This is a genomic window from Ancylobacter sonchi (assembly GCF_018390695.1).
GTDB classification, from domain to species: Bacteria; Pseudomonadota; Alphaproteobacteria; order Rhizobiales; family Xanthobacteraceae; genus Ancylobacter; species Ancylobacter sonchi.
Map to the genome: position 1 here is coordinate 268,487 of NZ_JAHBGF010000010.1, position 15,631 is coordinate 284,117.

The window sequence follows — 15,631 nt, forward strand, 5'->3', positions numbered from 1 at the left end:
CTCTCTCCCGAACGGGGAGGGACATCGCCGGCCCGGACTGCGGGGAAGGGCCGGTGGCGCGTTGCGGGACGCGCCGCCGGCCTGCTATACGGCGCGGCAGCAATTCATGTCGTGTCGGGTAATCTCATGTCGGTCGATCAGGCGACGGTCCGGCGGGTCGCGCATCTCGCGCGCATCGCCGTCACCGAGGAAGAAGTGGTCCATCTCCAGGGCGAGCTCAACGCCATCCTGGCCTTCGTGGACGAGCTGGCCGAGGTCGACGTCACCGGCGTCGAGCCGATGACCAGTGTCACCCCGATGACGCTGCCGCTGCGCGCGGACGTGGTGACCGACGGGTTCTATCCCGAGCGGGTGCTCGCCAATGCCCCGGTGGCCGAGGACGGCTTCTTCGCCGTGCCGAAAGTGGTGGAGTGAGCGCCATGAGCGAACTGACCCGTCTTACCCTCACCGCCGCCCGCGAAGGGCTGGCGCAGGGCCATTTCACCGCCACCGAGCTGACCCAGGCCTATCTCGACGCCATCGAGCCGGCCGGCGACCTCAACGCCTTCGTGCTGACCACGCCGGAAAAGGCGCTCGACATGGCCAAGGCCAGCGACGCGCGGCTCGCCAGCGGCGAGGCGGGGCCGCTGGAAGGAATCCCGCTTGGCGTGAAGGACAATTACGCGGTGGACGGCGTGCGCACCACCGCCGGCTCCAACATCCTCAAGCACTTCGTGCCGCAGTACGAATCGACCGTCACCGCCAATCTGTGGCGCGACGGCGCGGTGCTGCTCGGCAAGCTGAACCAGGACGAGTTCGCCATGGGCTCGTCCACCGAGACCAGCGCCTTCGGCGCCACGGTGAACCCCTGGCGGCGCGAGGGCTCGTCCCAGCCGCTGGTGCCGGGCGGCTCCTCCGGCGGCTCGGCGGCGGCGGTGGCGGCGCATCTGTGCGCCGGCGCGGCGGGCACCGACACCGGCGGCTCGATCCGCCAGCCGGCGGCGTTCACCGGCACGGTCGGCATCAAGCCGACCTATGGCCGCTGCTCGCGCTGGGGCATCATCGCCTACGCCTCCTCGCTCGACCAGGCCGGGCCGATCGCCCGCTCGGTGAACGACGCGGCGCTGCTGCTGCGCTCCATGGCCGGTCACGACCCGAAGGATTCGACCTCGGCCAGGCTGCCGGTGCCGGATTATCAGCAGGCGGTCGGCGCCTCGGTGAAGGGCATGCGCATCGGCATCCCCAGGGAATACCGCGTCGACGGCATGTCGGACGAGATCGCCGCCCTGTGGGACGAGGGCGCGCAGTGGCTACGCGATGCCGGCGCCGAGGTGGTCGAGATCAGCCTGCCGCACAGCAAATACGCGCTGCCGGCCTATTACATCGTCGCGCTGGCGGAGGCCTCCTCCAACCTCGCGCGCTATGACGGCGTGCGCTATGGCGAGCGTGTGCCCGGCCGCGACATCATCGAGATGTACGAGAAGACCCGCGCCAGCGGCTTCGGCGCCGAGGTCCGCCGGCGTATCATGATCGGCACCTATGTGCTCTCCGCCGGCTATTACGACGCCTATTACGTGCGGGCGCAGAAGGTGCGCACGCTGATCAAGCGCGACTTCGAGAACGCCTTCGCCGCCGGCGTCGACGCGGTGCTGGCCCCGGCCACCCCGTCGCCGGCCTTCGGCATCGGCGAGAAGTCCGGCGCCGACCCGGTGGAGATGTACCTGCAGGACGTGTTCACCGTGACGCTGAACATGGCCGGCCTGCCGGGCATCGCCGTGCCGGCCGGGCTGTCGGGCGAGGGGCTGCCGCTCGGCCTGCAGCTGATCGGCCGGCCGTTCGGCGAAGAGGCGCTGTTCTCGCTCGGCCAGGTGATCGAGGAGGCCGCCGGCCGCTTCCCCTGCCCGGAAGACTGGTGGCGGTGATGGCGCGCCTGCTCCCCGAGAACGAGAGTGCCCTCGCGCCTTTCCGGGCGGAGATCGACGCCCTCGACGCGCAGATGGTGGAACTGCTCGCCAGGCGCTTCGAGGTGGTCAAGCACGTCATCGCGGTGAAGCGGGCCGAGGGGCTCGCGGCGCTGCTGCCCGAGCGGGTCGAGGACGTGGTGGAGAAGGTGACCGCCAGCGCCGAGACCAAGGGCGTGCCGCCGGAGCTCGCCGAGAAGCTGTGGCGGGTGCTGATCCAGTGGGTGGTCGACTACGAGAACGAGCGGCTCGGCTGACGCGGGGGCGGGGCCGGGGCTGCTCTCGACTTCCCTCTTCCCGCCCGAACTCGGCGGTTGCCGGGTTCGGTTCCGGCAGGGCCGAAGCCGGGAACATCCGGTTTCGGCGGAGGGGACAGGTCGCTCTTGCGGCCGTTGCCGGTCCAGATGCCCGGCGACCGGTGGGGCGCGAGGATCTGCCGCGAAGGTCGAATGGTCTTGGCGGCGTCGCCATGCTTTGAGCATGCCGCATCGTGCGTGACCGCGGCCGGCTCCCTCCGGCCGGCGGGCTTCCGAACGGCGGCGGGCCGCCGAGGACCTTGATCCGTGTTCCTCTCCGAACTCATGGCCGTCGGCGCGGCCAGCTGCATCGCGCTGAGCGCCATGTTCATCAGCGAGCTGAACGGCCGCGTCGGCCTGTTCCGCCTCACCCGCTGGCAGATGAGCGCCGCCTTCCTGATGAACGCCGCCGTCGCCACCGCGCTCGGCGGCTGGAGCAGCCTCGGCGGCACCCAGCTGATGCAGCTGGCGGCCTCCGGCCTGTTCGGCATCATCATCGCCAGCTCCACCTATTTCGCCGCCATCTACACCGCCGGGCCACGCATCACCGCGCTGCTGTTCGCGCTCACCTCGCCCTTCGCGCTGGCGCTCGGCTATCTCGTCTTCGGCGAGACGATCAGCGCCCGGCAGGGGCTCGGCGTCGCGCTGGTGCTGGCCGGGGTCGCGCTGGCGGTCGGGCAGCCGCGCGGCCGGGGCGCGAAGGCCGACAGCCTCGTGGTGCCGGCGCCGGAGGGCGCGCCGCGTCCGAAGGCCCGCTGGGGAAGCGGGCCCGGCTGGGTCGGCATCGGGCTCGGCGTGGTGACGGCGATGGGCCAGGCGCTGGGCAATCTATTCGCCCGTCCGGCCATGGCGGCGGGGGTGGAGCCGTTCACCGCGATGGCGGTGCGCTCCGGCCTCGCGGCGGCGTTCTTCCTCGCGCTGATGGCGTTTCCGTTCGCGCGGCGCGACACCGCCCCGGCCACCGCGCGCAACGTCGCCACGGCGGTGACGTCGTCCTTCTTCGGCACCGTGCTCGGCATGGCGCTGCTGATGGCGGCGCTGGCCGGCGGCGATGTCGGCGTGGTCTCGACGCTGTCCTCGATGGCGCCGGTGGCGATCCTACCGATGGTGTGGCTGCGCACCCGCGTCGCGCCGTCGCCCGCCGCCTGGATCGGCGCCATGGTGGCGATCCTCGGCACGGCGCTGATCAGCCTGCGCTGAGCGCGGATCAACGCCGGCTGATCAGCGTCGGGGCGCGCCCTCGATCGCGGCCTCGACCCAGCGGCGGAACGTATCGGCGTTGCGACAGAACTCCGGCGGAGGCGCGTTCTCGGCGGAGCGGACGAGGAAATCGCGGCAGGCCTCTCCGGTGCGGCAGCCGAGGCAACGCTGGGCGCCGGCCCGCAGCTCGCCGAGCGGAATCGCCGACGGATCGAGCTCGTGCAGGCCCATATGGCCGGCCATGTGCAGGAACAATGCGAGCCGTTCGTCGATGGTGTCGATGCGCATCTGTCGCCTCCTCATCTCCACCGGGTAGCCTGCCGCGGACCATCGCCATCGGCCTTGATCTGGCGCAAGGTATTGAAACCATTGCGCCGCCGCGTATTCGGGCGCACTCTCCCGCCCAGACCCATGGCGCGCGGGGGGCGCGCCGTGCCGTGCCGAAGGGGGAGGCGTGGCATGGAGTGGTTGAACGCGCTGTTCCAGAACGGCCCGGCGATCATCCGGGCGGCCAGCGAGACCGGGCTCGGCATCGTCGCGCTGGTGTGCATCGTCATCGGCTGCGGTGGGGTGATCTATCTCGCCCGCACCCAGAACAGCCATCCCTGGATCGGTTTCCTCACCTTCGCCCTGTTCATGCTGGGCACGATGAGCCTCGCCGTGGTGGCGCTCTATACCGGCGCCAAGCGGCCGCTGGCGCTGGCCGACGCCCGGCTGATCCAGTTCAAGACGCCCTATTACAACGAGCAGACCAAGACGATGCGCCTGCTCGACGCCAGCGTGATCAATCTCGGCGACAGGGTCTGGCGCGAGTTCCAGGAACGGCCGGACGGCAATGCCGAGTATTACCACCTCGTCCGTACCATCGAGCCGGACCGCATGCTGTTCGTCCGCCGGCCCGGCGCGAATGGCGAGGAAGACCCGACCCAGCTGATCGTCGATCTCAGCCACAATGTGGTGTGCTGGCGCGAGGGCGCGGATTCCCCGACCCTGCAATGCCCCTACGCGCTGATCTCGGTGCAGTAACGCAGGGGAGCCGGGGCGGGGACCCCGCCAGCAAGGTCAGCCGCCGCCACATCAGCCGCCGCCGCGCTGCTCGCAGAAGCGGATGCGGTTGCCGAACGGGTCGATGACCTCCATCTGCCGGCCCCATGGCAGGGCCTCGACACCGGGCCGCATATTGGGGTTCTGCTTGGCCAGCAGTTCGGCATTGTAGGCCGAGATGCCTTCCATCGCGACGAAGACGGTGGAGCCGGGCGTGGAATCGCCGTGGTGGCCGGACAGGTGCAGCACCAGCCCGGCGCGCGATACCTGCGCGTAGAGCGGCAGGCCGGGCGCGAAGCGATGCTCCCAGTCCAGCGTGAAGCCGAGAAAGCCGACATAGAAGTCGAGCGCCTTCTGCTCGTCGAAGATGCGCATGATCGGCGCGGTGGTGCGGAACGAGAGCGGGCCGGCGGCGCGCTCCTCCGGCACCTGTGCGGCGAGCACGTTCCAGTCGCGTGCGCCGAACTGGGCGGCGACCAGATCGAGCGCGTGGCCATGGGGGATGTCGATTCCGCGCGCGGCAAGGGCGGTGCGCAGCGCCTTCGCCAGGAACTTGGCGTCGGCGAGGGATTCCAGGCGTGTGTGGAGAACGGACGGAGCGGACATGGTCGATCCTGCGTCTGCGGCGATGCGTGGTGTCAGGGCTCGCCTTGCTGACGGCACCGCCGGGTGACGGAGGATGTCGACAGGTCGTCAATCGGTGCGTTCACCATGCCCCAGACGGGACGCGAGCGGCCGGCCGCACCAGCCGGAGCCCAAGCTAGTCGACCGGGGGAGCCGGAGCAAGCGACCTAAGGTCATACGCGCGGCGTCAGCGGCCGGGCTGCCATTCCGGGTAGCGCGGCGCCTCATCTTCCTCGATCAGCCACGGCACGTCATGCGCGGTCCAGATGTGGAAGGAGGGCCGCACCGCCGGGTCGTCGTCGAGCGTGGCGACCCGCAGGATGAGGTGGGTCTGGTCGGCGCGCTCGGCCACCAGATGGGTGCCGCAGGCGGAACAGAAATGGCGCTGCTTGCCGGGCGAGGATTCGAAGCTGCGCAGCATTTCCTCGCCGGCGGTCCAGCGGAAATGCGCGCGCTCCACCGCCGCCGTGGTGACGAAGGCGCTGGCATGCGCCTTGCGGCAGGTGTGGCAATGACAATGAGAGGCCGGCCCGTCCAGCCGGTCGATCTCGTAGCGCACGCCGCCGCACAGGCAGCTTCCCTTCAACGCCATCGCCGTCGCTCCCTATCCGCGTCGCGCCCGACCCGTCTGGCGACCTGGAGTGATCGTCGTCCCGCGGCCGGAGGTGCGTGCGACGCTTTAAGGCTCCCTCGGCGGACGCGGGGCGAGGGGGACTTCCTCGCCGTCCTCGTCCTCCTCGGTGCTGCCGGGAATGGAATAGCCGCCGGACAGCCAGCGATGCAGGTCCACATCGGCGCAGCGGCTGGAGCAGAACGGCCGATAGCGCGTCACCGCCGGCTTGCCGCAGATCGGGCATGGCTTGGTCGCGGCCTTGTCGGTCGGCTCGTCGCTCATGCCGGGTTCCCCCAACGGGCATGCACCGGAAAATGCTCGCCGGCCAAAAGCGCCACCGTCTCGGCGAGCGGCAGGCCGACGACATTGGTGTAGGAGCCGACCATCTTCACCACGAAGGTACCGGCCAGCCCCTGGATGGCGTAGCCGCCCGCCTTGCCGAGCCATTCGCGGGAGGCGACATAGGCGGCGATCTCCTCGCCCGACAGGCGCTTGAACCGCACCCGCGTCTCCACCAGCCGGGTGCGGACGCCGCCCTTCGGCGTCATCAGCGCCACGCCGGTATAGACGCGGTGCGCGCGGCCGGACAGCAGGTGCAGGCAGTCCTCGGCTTCCTCGCTGAGCTCGGGCTTGGGCAGGATGCGCCGCCCGACCCCGACCACCGTGTCGGCGGCAAGCAGATAGGCGCCGTCATATTCGCTGGCCGCGCGACGGCGGGCATCGGCGGCCTCCAGCTTCTGGCGGGCCAGCCGCAGGGCGAGGCGGCTCGGCAGCTCGGTGCGCTCGGGGCTCTCGTCGATATCGGCCGGCAGCAGCGCGTCGGGCTCGATGCCGGCCTGGGCGAGCAGCGCCAGCCGACGCGGCGAGGCGGAAGCCAGAACCAGAGTAGGGCGGGGACTCAACGCGGGAACTCCTTGTGCCGCCGGAGAATCCGGCGGGCCGATGGGCCGGCACGCTACTGGAAAGCGCCGCCGCTGTGAACGCCGCCGGCCGCCGTCACGGCCGGAAACGCGCGCGAATCCGCATCTCCAGCTCGTCGCGCACCGCGCGATAGGCGTCGAGGCACTGCTCGCGATTGCCGGTGACCAGGGTCGGGTCCGGCGTCGGCCAGTATTCCACGTCGAGGGCGTTGCTGCGGGTGAGCTCCAGCGCCCGGTGATGCGCATCGGGGGACAGCGTGATGACGAGATCGAAGGCGAGCCCTTCGTTCTCCTCGAGCTCCTCCAGCGTCTGCGGCCGATGCCGGCCGATGTCGAGGCCGATCTCCTCGATGGCGGCGGTGACGAAGGGATCGACCTCGCCCTTCATCACCCCGGCCGAGCCGATATAGATGGAGCGCCCGAACAGATGACGCGCCAGCGCCGCCGCCATGGGCGAGCGCACGCTGTTCTGCCCGCACATGAACAGCACCGCCTGCGGCCGCGCCTTGCTGCGGGCGGGCTCGAAGGGCTGTGCGGTTTCCATCACCGCGCTCAACCCTTCCAGTGCAAGGCGCAGACGAGGGTGAACAGCCGCCGCGCCGTGGTGAAGTCGCAGGCGACCTTGTCCTTCAGCCGTTCGCGCAGCAGCTCGGAACCCTCGTTGTGCAAACCGCGCCGGCCCATGTCGATCGCCTCGATCTGCGACGGGCTGGCACGGCGGATCGCGTCGTAATAGCTCTCGCAGACCAGGAAATAGTCCTTCACCACCCGCCGCAGCGGGCTAAGGGACAGGTGGTGGGACACCACCGGCTCGCCATCCTGCCGGGCGATGTCGAGCACCAGCCGGTTGTCGGCGAGCGACACGGTGAGGGCGTAGGGGCCGGGATGCGGATCGCCGAGCGGCGCGAAGCTGTTCTCCTCGATCAGGTCGTAGATGGCGATGGCGCGCTCATGCTCGATGTCGCGGGTGGAGCGACCGATCGAGGCGGGATCGAGCCGCACCGCCACCAGGCGGCGCGTATCGACATGGGGATCATCGCCTTCCGCCATGCCCGGCCTCTCAGAGGTTGAGGCGGATGGCGACCGAGCGGGCATGGGCGCCGAGCCCTTCCGCCTCGCCGATGGCGATGGCGGCCGGGCCGAGGGCGCGCAGCTGCTCGGGTCCGCATTTGAGGATGGAGGTGCGCTTCATGAAGTCGAGCACGCCGAGCCCGGAGGAGAAGCGGGCCGAGCGGGCGGTGGGCAGCACGTGGTTGGAGCCGCCGACATAGTCGCCGATCGCCTCGGGCGTGTGGGCGCCGAGGAAGATCGCTCCGGCATGGCGGATCCGCGCCGCCAGCGCCTCGGGATCGGCGGTGAGGATCTCGAGATGCTCGGGAGCGATGCGGTCGGCCAGAGCGGGGGCGTCGTCCAGGCTGGCGAGGTGCACGATCAGGCCGAAATCGGCCCAGGAGGCCGAGGCGATGTCGCGGCGGGGCAGGGCGGCCAGGTGGCGCTCCACCGCCGCCTCCACCGCGCTCGCCAGCGTGGGGCTGTCGGTGAACAGGATCGACTGCGCGGCGGTGTCGTGTTCCGCCTGCGCCAGCAGGTCGGCGGCGATCCAGTCGGGGTTCTGCTCGCCATCGGCGATGACCAGCACCTCGGACGGACCGGCGATCATGTCGATGCCCACCGTGCCGAATACCTGCCGCTTGGCGGCGGCGACATAGGCGTTGCCCGGCCCGACGATCTTGGCGACCGGGGCGATGGTCGCGGTGCCATAGGCAAGCGCCGCCACCGCCTGCGCGCCGCCGACGCGATACACCTCGTCGACGCCGGCGAGGCGGGCTGCCGCCAGCACCAGCGGGTTGAGCACGCCGTCGGGCGAGGGCACCACCATGGCGAGCCGGCCGACGCCGGCGACCTTGGCCGGCACCGCGTTCATCAGCACCGAGGAGGGGTAGGCGGCGGTGCCGCCCGGCACATAGAGCCCGACCGCGTCCACCGGGGTCCAGCGATGGCCGAGCTCGACGCCGATGGCGTCGACATAGCGACCGCTCTCCGGCAGCTGGCGGGCATGGTGCGAGCGGATGCGCTCATGGGCGAGGGTGAGCGCCTCCAGCGTCTTCGGATCGGCGGCGGCCACGGCGGCGTCGATCTCGCCTTCGGTGACGCGGATGCCGGCCTCGGCGAGGTCGATGCGGTCGAAGCGCCGGGAATAGTCGATCAGCGCGGCGTCACCGCGCGCGCGCACTTCGGCGACGATCTCGGCGACGGCGCGGGTCACGTCCTCCGACACCTCGCGCTTGGTGCCGAGGAAAGCCTGGAAGCGGTCCGCGAAATCAGGCGAGCGGGCGTCGAGGTGAAGCGGCATGGGCAGGTCCTGCAAGCGGTGGCCGGGGCGCATGGCCCAGCCTCGGGTCCGGCGATGATCAGCGGACCTCGTATCGCAACCGCTTGCCCGGATGACAAGAGCATCCGCGTCGGGGCAGGGGGCCGCGAGGCCATCGGCGACCCGTTGCGAGCGAGGCGTGCCGGCGCGATGGGCCCGGGCGAGGCGCATGGAACATCCCGCTCAAACGTGGGATAACGTAGACGGGACGATCGCCGGGCCTTTCCTGCCGGCCATCCGCCCTTTCTGGATCGGAAACCCGGACATCATGACCGACGCCACGTCGACCGAGCAAATGCTCAGCAGGATCGCCGTATCCAATGGCGTGAGCACCGACGCGGCACGGACGCTGCTCGACGCCATACGCGCCGGCGGCGGCCGCATGGCGCAGTTCAGCCATCCCGAGCTTGGCGGCATGGGCCAGTGGTCGTTCGGCGGCATGCTGATGATCGGCGACATGTTCAATAACGGGCTCAAGGCGAAGGTGGACAGGCTCTGCCACGAGCTGGCCGATTTCGCCGCCACGCTGCCGCCGCCGGTGATGGGAGGCGGCTATCGCTGGTGGCCCGACGGCCTCGGAGCCCCGAGCACGTCCGGCGCGCAGAACGACATGCGCTACGCCTTCTTTCCGTCCGACCGCCGGCTGGTGATCAGCCAGCATGGCGTGGTGACGGTGTTCGATACCGGCGAGCACATGATCTCCGGCGTGTCCCAGCAGCAGGGCGGCACCTATAATCTGAGCTTCTCCAGCCAGTTCGGGCAGATCGATCTTTCCTCGCTCCGGCGCGTGCCGGGAACGGGCGAGGCGCCGGTGGACCCGCCGGCGCCTGCGTGGATGCCCGAGCCCGTTCCGGCCCCGATGGCCATGCCCGAACCGGTCAGCGCGCCGGCGCCCGCGTGGGTGCCGGTGCCTGAACCCGTCCCGGTCTCGATGGCCATGCCCGAGCCTGTCAGCGCGCCGGCGCCGGTGCCGGACCATGCGGCTCTCGCAGTCGAAACCGCTGCCGTCGCCGCGCCCCGGACCGAGCCGCTCGTCGGTCACGACGACATTTTCGACAAGCTGGAACGGCTGGGAGAGCTCGCGAAGAAGGGCATCCTCACCGAGGCGGAGTTCCAGGCCAAGAAGACCGAGCTGCTCGCGCGGCTGTAGGTCGTTGCGACTACCTGGTGCCGGGACCGGAAATCCCCGACCTTCGAAGAGGCGGAGGGCGCGCATCCGCTGGCCGGGCCAGCCGCGTGAGCGCCGAGCCGGCTAGGGAACCGGCTGGGGCTCGGGAAACGTCCAGGTGCCGTTCAGGATTTCCTCACGCGGACGATAGAGTCGTACCGTGTAGTTCCAGTCCTTCACGATCGGCAGGCAGTTGGGAATCTTGCCGTCGCAGCCACCGAACTGGACATCGACCGCGCCATCCGCGCTCTTGACGGCAGTGATGTCGTTCAGCGAGTAGGCGTCGTACTCGTTCTTCTGGAAGAAACCTTCGCCATTATAGACGCTGATCGACCAGAAGGCGTCGACCGGCACGTCCTTGACGCGCAGCTTGTAGACGGTGGTGCCGTCGTTCTTCGCCGGCGCCAGGCTGAGATAGGTCGCGTCGCGGTCCGGGTTGCCGCCCCATCCCGCCGCCGTGCCGATCAGGTGCTGGATCGGATCGACCTGTCCCCTGGTGCCGAAGGCGTTCCTGAAGCCGCCGGTCGCCGACGACAGGACCAGCAGGGCGTCGCGGAGCTTCTTCTGTCCGGCGGCGTCCCACGCGGGTATCTCGAAGCTGCCGCGCGCCGGCTGGGAGGCCTTGATGGCATCCTGCAAGGCATGCACCTGCTCAAGGTCCTTGGGATCGTTGGGATCGACAAGCGTCCTGATGGCCGCCATCACGTAGCGGGTACCGACCTTCTCCCTGGTCAGGGTGACCGGCCCGGCGGCGTAGACGACCATCGGCGTGTAGTGATCCTCGTTGATCACCTGCAGCGACATGAAGCGCTTGCCAGCGTCGGGCAGGGTGATCGTCACCGGCCCGGCGTCGAGGTCGAATACCGTGTGCGAGTAGAGCGTGTCCCGGTTCATCCGGATGACGCTCTGCTGGTCGATCGGGGTAGGCGTGCGATTATGGGCGAACACGCCGAGGCCGCCATCCTTGACGGCGACCGCCATGTACATGTCCGACTCGGCCCGGGGGAAGTTGTCCACCGTGACGGGCACGGATTGGGCATGGGCGGCCAGGGGCAGTGCGACGGCAAGGCCGAGGCCGGCGACGAGGGACGGTTTCATAAACACAACTCCCGGCACGATAGTGCCGGGGTCACCCTAGTCCTTCCGCTACGGATTCGACAGTGAATGCGGAGGGTAATACCGTATGGCGAGGGCGAGGTGTTCGCGGGCGGTGCGTGCGGGCGGTGCGTCCTGCCTCACGCCGTGTTGTCGTGGCAGGGCGTACCCTTGGCGTCCCAGGCGGGGCCGAGATCCTCGACGCCGGCTTCCAGGCAATCCACCGTGAGCTGAAGCTGGCCACCGCCGGAGAAGGTGAAAGTCACCGTGCCGGACGGCGATTCCGTCGGCTCGAAGGTGACCAGTAGCAGGTTCAGCACGTCGCGCTTGCGCTTGAGGTCGATGCCGCGCACCCGTGCGCCCAGCACATGCTCGAAGCGGATGCCCGCGCGGCGGCGCACGCAGCCGGACGGTGCCTTGCCGGCGGGGCCGAGATCTAGGGCGGCAACCACCGCCGCCGCGCCGGCGCCCTCGGCCGCCAGCTCCTTCTGCACCGCGCTTTCCCAGTCGAAGCGGTTGGCGAGCATGACGAAGCGGCGCTCGCCGGGCTGGAAGGCCATGTCGCCTACCGACACCACCGCATCCTGAAGATGCACCGACAGGACGGCGAGATCCTCGTCGTCGAGCGCAATCAGCTTGAGGCCGCTGCCCATTTTCTCGTTCTCCGCTTGGCTACGGGGCACAGATGGAGCCGCCTCCCGGCGGCTTCAAGTGGGCATCGCGCAACGCGTACCGGGCATGCGGGCGCGGAACGGCTCAGCCGGCGAGCCGCTCGATCTGCGCGCCGCAGGCCGAGAGCTTCTCCTCCAGCCGCTCGAAGCCGCGGTCGAGGTGGTAGACGCGATGGATCATGCTCTCGCCTTCCGCCGCCAGCGCGGCGATCACCAGCGACACCGAGGCGCGCAGGTCGGTCGCCATCACCGGCGCGCCGGTGAGCCGCTCGACGCCCTCGATGGTGGCGGTGTCGCCGTCGAGATGGATCTTCGCGCCGAGGCGGGCCAGCTCCTGCACATGCATGAAGCGGTTCTCGAAGATGGTCTCGGTGATCTTCGAGGTGCCGCGCGCGCGGGTGGTGAGCGCCATCAGCTGGGCCTGAAGATCGGTCGGGAAGCCGGGGAAGGGCGCCGTCGACACCTCGACCGGCGCGATGCCGGCGCCGTTGCGCCGCACGCGCAGGCCTTCGTTCGAGACGGTCAGCTCGGCGCCGGCGTCGCGCAGCGTGTCGAGCGCGGTTTCCAGCGTGTCGGCGCGGGCGCCGGACAACAGCACGTCGCCGCCGGTCATCGCCACCGCCATCGCATAGGTGCCGGCCTCGATGCGGTCCGGCAGCACGGCATAGCGCGCGCCGTTGAGGCGCGGCACGCCGACGATGCGGATGGTAGAGCTGCCCTGGCCCTCGATGCGCCCGCCCATGGCGTTGATGCAGTCGGCGAGGTCGACGACCTCCGGCTCGCGGGCGGCGTTTTCCAGCACGGTCTCGCCATCGGCGAGGCTGGCGGCCATGATGGCGGTGTGGGTGGCGCCGACCGACACTTTCGGGAACACGACGCGCGCACCCTTCAGCCCCTTCGGCGCCCGGGCGATGACGTAGCCGGCATCGATCTCGATCTCGGCGCCGAGCGCGCGCAGCGCGTCGAGGTGGAAGTCGACCGGACGCGTGCCGATGGCGCAGCCGCCGGGCAGCGACACCCTGGCCTGGCCCATGCGCGCCAGCAGCGGGCCGATGACCCAGAAGCTCGCCCGCATCCGCGAGACGAGGTCGTAGGGGGCGGTGGTGTCGACGATGACGCGGGCGTCGATCTCCAGCGTCTGGCCGGCATAGGCATCGTCGCCGCGCCTTTTGCCCGCCACGGTGATGTCGATGCCGTGATTGCCGAGGATGCGCTGCAGCAGCGCGACGTCGGCGAGACGCGGCACATTCTCCAGCACCAGCTTCTCGTCGGTGAGCAGTCCGGCGATCATCAGCGGCAGCGCGGCGTTCTTGGCGCCGGAGATCGGAATCGATCCGTTGAGCGGGTTGCCGCCGACGATGCGGATGCGGTCCATCTAGCTTGTGCTCCCTCGCCGGGCGCCGCACGGGGCGCGCTCGCGGCGGCAGTGATCGTGACGGGGGCCCGCGATTCGCGCGGCAGTTCCCCCAGCGTTGACCGTCACTCCTAGCGCGTGGCGGGCGGCGCGGCAATTCACCGCCGGCGCCGCCTCACTCCTCGCTGTCGCCGGCAGGGGATTGCGGGGAGGGCGCCTCCGCCGGGGCGGCGGGCGACGGGGAGGGAGCCGCGGCGTCGCGGCCGCGCGCCTGCGCCTTGCGGCGCTTGAGATTTTCGCGCAGCGCGGCGGCGAGGCGCCGGGCGCGCTCCTCGGCTTCGGCATCGTCCTTGCGGCGCATCGGCGAGAATTCCTCAGAGCAACGGTTCGTGCCTGTCTTCGCACCGGCGGGACGGGGATGTCCAGCTGGTGGCGCGAGGGGATGGCGGCCAAGGACGGGGGGTAGAGGGCGGTCGGTGCAAGGAGGGGGCCGGGCCTGGGGGCGGGATGGTGCTGGCCAGGACTGGGACCGGGCCGGGATGGCGCCGAGATCGCGCCGGACCGAGGCTGATCCGGGGCGTCGATCGGGGGACGCGGCGGCCGGGCGGCTGGTGCGCGGAAAGGGAGGTTGATGCCGGCGGGAGCCCATGCCGAGGGCGGGCGGGAGGCGCGTCGGCGGCGGCGGGGCGGAGACGTGGCTGTGAATGACGTCATCCCGGGCTTGCGCCTCGCGGCCGGCTGTGGCAAACGTCGCCCCGCTTTCGGGGAGCACCTCCCCGCAGGGCTGCGGTAGCTCAGTGGTAGAGCACTCCCTTGGTAAGGGAGAGGTCGAGAGTTCAATCCTCTCTCGCAGCACCATCTCATCCCCTTGAAATTGTTGAATTCCCTGATCTGCAAGGGTTTGAGGATGCTGCTCCGGTACGCAGGAGCGGTGCGCAACGGCTCTTCGCATGGCTCGCCCTATTCGCCGTCCCGAGTCGCCTGTCCATGGCTTCCGCTCCCGAGTCCCGGCTGACGTGCTGCAAGCGGCCCGTGGGCGAACGATGACCTTTTCGTTTCCCTCGGAGGGCGGCGAGCCCGGACACGTCGCGGTCGCCACCGTCGGCGAGGTGGTGACGTTCTCCCTGCGGACCCGTAGCCTTGCCATAGCCAAGTCCCGGAACGGCATCGCCACAGCCTATCTGGAACGGCAATGGGAGGCGCTTCGCTCGGGGCCAGCACCGCTCAGCCACAAGCAGGTAGTCTCCCTCTCAGGCGAGATCTACCGGCTGTTCGTCGAGCGCTTCGGGGAGGAGCCCGGTGGGGCGGAAACGTGGTCAGCGGTGACGGCGTTCAACCGGGCCGCTCGCGAGGGGCGCATCGTCGCGGCGCTGAAGCTCTCCACGGAGAATGCGGAAAACGGATCGGGATGCGCTTAGCGTGGCTGGAGCCGACTTAACGGCCTCTATCAATGCCTTGCCGAAGGATGCTCAGAACCTTCTTCCGGCCATGGAAGCCCGCTTCGGCCGGCTGGCGGATTGGGTGCTGTCTCTCCACGGTGTCGTCACGGACGCTCCGAGCCGTGTTCGGCTCCTCCATGTCGCCGAGCAGGCCGCTACGGATGCTGCGTGGCGCATGGAGCGTGCCGCCGCCCACCTGGGACCCAGTCCGCCGCCTGTGCCGTTCCTGCATCGCGCATGATGGTGGTGGCTGGCTAGGCTCGCTCCTGCTGGAAATAGGGCAGGGTTCTCACGCGCAGCAGAACGACCGGGAAGGCCATCAGCACGGCACCACCGAGGATGGCGAGCAAGGCGGTAGGTGCGTCCACCGAGCCATCCGCCACGGCTTGACGCCAGACCGCCATGGAGCACGGCAGGAAGAGCACGACCGCGGTAATGGCTCCCGGAGAGAAGCGTCCCCGTGTGAACAGCATCGGAAGGACGTGGAAGAAGATGGCATTGATGGCCATCAGCGAGGCGTAGACGAGGGGAATGAGCGGCAAGCGCTCGGCCACCATGGCCTGTCCGATGCCGACAGCCACGACCACGCCATTCGTCACATAGAAGTCCCGCCACTCCACCGGCAGTTTGATGACCTCTCGCGCCCAGTTGCGCCAATCCAGTTCGTACTCCTCCAGAATGTGAACCGAATAGGCCAGCATGGAGAGCCATGCGAGGGTCGTAAGGTCCATTCGAGCGCCTCCGGGTGAGTTCGCCTTCAAGCTCCGCTGCATCAGCCGCGCCAAGCGGCGCCGAAGCGTTCAACCGCATGGAGGCTGAGCATCGTTCGAATGTCCATCACGTAATGCCTGCGGGACGCTCGGCGGAGCGGCATACCGCTCCAGACGCGCCGCCCC

General features: G+C 69.8%; 20 protein-coding genes and 1 tRNA gene. 8 read left to right on the forward strand and 13 right to left on the reverse strand.

Going from position 1 to position 15,631, the window contains the following annotated elements:
- Positions 1–126: 126 nt before the first annotated feature.
- The 4 genes from gatC to KHC28_RS02710 all read left to right on the forward strand — a co-directional run bounded on the left by gatC (position 127) and on the right by KHC28_RS02710 (position 3,436).
- Complete coding sequence (gatC, locus tag KHC28_RS02695) at positions 127–414, forward strand: Asp-tRNA(Asn)/Glu-tRNA(Gln) amidotransferase subunit GatC (protein ID WP_214006784.1); 288 nt, start codon at positions 127–129, stop codon at positions 412–414.
- Between the two features lie 5 nt (positions 415–419).
- On the forward strand, positions 420–1,901 hold the full coding sequence (gene gatA / locus KHC28_RS02700) for an Asp-tRNA(Asn)/Glu-tRNA(Gln) amidotransferase subunit GatA (protein ID WP_214006785.1): 1,482 nt from the start codon (positions 420–422) through the stop codon (positions 1,899–1,901).
- Positions 1,901–2,197, forward strand: a complete 297-nt coding sequence (locus tag KHC28_RS02705) for a chorismate mutase (protein ID WP_214006786.1) — start codon at positions 1,901–1,903, stop codon at positions 2,195–2,197. The genes gatA and KHC28_RS02705 overlap by 1 nt, the downstream gene beginning before the upstream one ends.
- A 306-nt stretch (positions 2,198–2,503) precedes the next feature.
- Positions 2,504–3,436, forward strand: a complete 933-nt coding sequence (locus tag KHC28_RS02710; protein ID WP_214006788.1) for a DMT family transporter — start codon at positions 2,504–2,506, stop codon at positions 3,434–3,436.
- A gap of 21 nt (positions 3,437–3,457) precedes the next feature.
- Here KHC28_RS02710 and KHC28_RS02715 read toward each other — a convergent pair whose 3' ends face one another.
- Entirely contained in the window at positions 3,458–3,724 is a 267-nt protein-coding gene (locus KHC28_RS02715) for a DUF6455 family protein (RefSeq protein WP_214006789.1), read from the reverse strand.
- A 171-nt stretch (positions 3,725–3,895) separates the two neighbouring features.
- Between KHC28_RS02715 and KHC28_RS02720 the strand changes: the two genes are divergently transcribed.
- On the forward strand, positions 3,896–4,462 hold the full coding sequence (locus tag KHC28_RS02720) for a cytochrome b family protein (RefSeq protein WP_214006790.1): 567 nt from the start codon (positions 3,896–3,898) through the stop codon (positions 4,460–4,462).
- Between the two features lie 51 nt (positions 4,463–4,513).
- On the opposite strand, the gene KHC28_RS02725 is transcribed toward KHC28_RS02720, so the two are convergent.
- The 7 genes from KHC28_RS02725 to hisD all read right to left on the reverse strand — a co-directional run bounded on the left by KHC28_RS02725 (position 4,514) and on the right by hisD (position 8,990).
- A complete protein-coding gene (locus tag KHC28_RS02725; protein WP_214006791.1) occupies positions 4,514–5,086 on the reverse strand; it encodes a glyoxalase superfamily protein in 573 nt (190 codons plus the stop codon).
- A 205-nt stretch (positions 5,087–5,291) separates the two neighbouring features.
- The gene (locus KHC28_RS02730; RefSeq protein ID WP_214006792.1) at positions 5,292–5,696 is read right to left on the reverse strand and encodes a GFA family protein; all 405 of its coding nucleotides are present in this window, start codon (positions 5,694–5,696) and stop codon (positions 5,292–5,294) included.
- Between the two features lie 87 nt (positions 5,697–5,783).
- Positions 5,784–5,999: a DNA gyrase inhibitor YacG gene (gene yacG / locus KHC28_RS02735; protein WP_214006793.1), complete on the reverse strand. Its 216-nt coding sequence runs from the start codon at positions 5,997–5,999 to the stop codon at positions 5,784–5,786.
- A complete protein-coding gene (locus tag KHC28_RS02740; protein WP_214006794.1) occupies positions 5,996–6,619 on the reverse strand; it encodes a Maf-like protein in 624 nt (207 codons plus the stop codon). Before KHC28_RS02740 ends, yacG begins: the two co-directional genes overlap by 4 nt.
- A 94-nt stretch (positions 6,620–6,713) precedes the next feature.
- On the reverse strand, positions 6,714–7,181 hold the full coding sequence (locus KHC28_RS02745; protein ID WP_214006796.1) for an arsenate-mycothiol transferase ArsC: 468 nt from the start codon (positions 7,179–7,181) through the stop codon (positions 6,714–6,716).
- Positions 7,182–7,189: 8 nt separating this feature from the next.
- The gene (locus tag KHC28_RS02750) at positions 7,190–7,687 is read right to left on the reverse strand and encodes a UPF0262 family protein (RefSeq protein ID WP_214006797.1); all 498 of its coding nucleotides are present in this window, start codon (positions 7,685–7,687) and stop codon (positions 7,190–7,192) included.
- Positions 7,688–7,697: 10 nt separating this feature from the next.
- The gene (gene hisD, locus KHC28_RS02755; RefSeq protein WP_214006798.1) at positions 7,698–8,990 is read right to left on the reverse strand and encodes a histidinol dehydrogenase; all 1,293 of its coding nucleotides are present in this window, start codon (positions 8,988–8,990) and stop codon (positions 7,698–7,700) included.
- Positions 8,991–9,276: 286 nt separating this feature from the next.
- Here hisD and KHC28_RS02760 point away from each other — a divergent pair, with 286 nt between their 5' ends.
- On the forward strand, positions 9,277–10,158 hold the full coding sequence (locus tag KHC28_RS02760; protein WP_214006799.1) for an SHOCT domain-containing protein: 882 nt from the start codon (positions 9,277–9,279) through the stop codon (positions 10,156–10,158).
- 102 nt (positions 10,159–10,260) lie between these two features.
- Here KHC28_RS02760 and KHC28_RS02765 read toward each other — a convergent pair whose 3' ends face one another.
- From KHC28_RS02765 to KHC28_RS02780, 4 genes are all read right to left on the reverse strand, one after another.
- A complete protein-coding gene (locus KHC28_RS02765; RefSeq protein ID WP_214006800.1) occupies positions 10,261–11,274 on the reverse strand; it encodes a DUF1254 domain-containing protein in 1,014 nt (337 codons plus the stop codon).
- A gap of 137 nt (positions 11,275–11,411) precedes the next feature.
- Entirely contained in the window at positions 11,412–11,924 is a 513-nt protein-coding gene (locus tag KHC28_RS02770) for a DUF2948 family protein (protein WP_214006801.1), read from the reverse strand.
- A 103-nt stretch (positions 11,925–12,027) separates the two neighbouring features.
- Complete coding sequence (gene murA, locus KHC28_RS02775; RefSeq protein WP_214006802.1) at positions 12,028–13,317, reverse strand: UDP-N-acetylglucosamine 1-carboxyvinyltransferase; 1,290 nt, start codon at positions 13,315–13,317, stop codon at positions 12,028–12,030.
- A gap of 154 nt (positions 13,318–13,471) precedes the next feature.
- Positions 13,472–13,657: a hypothetical protein gene (locus KHC28_RS02780; RefSeq protein ID WP_214006803.1), complete on the reverse strand. Its 186-nt coding sequence runs from the start codon at positions 13,655–13,657 to the stop codon at positions 13,472–13,474.
- Between the two features lie 422 nt (positions 13,658–14,079).
- Here KHC28_RS02780 and KHC28_RS02785 point away from each other — a divergent pair.
- Both KHC28_RS02785 and KHC28_RS02790 read left to right on the forward strand, forming a co-directional pair.
- A tRNA-Thr gene (locus tag KHC28_RS02785) sits at positions 14,080–14,154 on the forward strand.
- 185 nt (positions 14,155–14,339) lie between these two features.
- Complete coding sequence (locus KHC28_RS02790; RefSeq protein WP_214006804.1) at positions 14,340–14,714, forward strand: zinc-binding metallopeptidase family protein; 375 nt, start codon at positions 14,340–14,342, stop codon at positions 14,712–14,714.
- Positions 14,715–14,989: 275 nt separating this feature from the next.
- Here KHC28_RS02790 and KHC28_RS02795 read toward each other — a convergent pair whose 3' ends face one another.
- A complete protein-coding gene (locus KHC28_RS02795; RefSeq protein WP_214006805.1) occupies positions 14,990–15,466 on the reverse strand; it encodes an HXXEE domain-containing protein in 477 nt (158 codons plus the stop codon).
- Between the last annotated feature and the right edge of the window lie 165 nt (positions 15,467–15,631).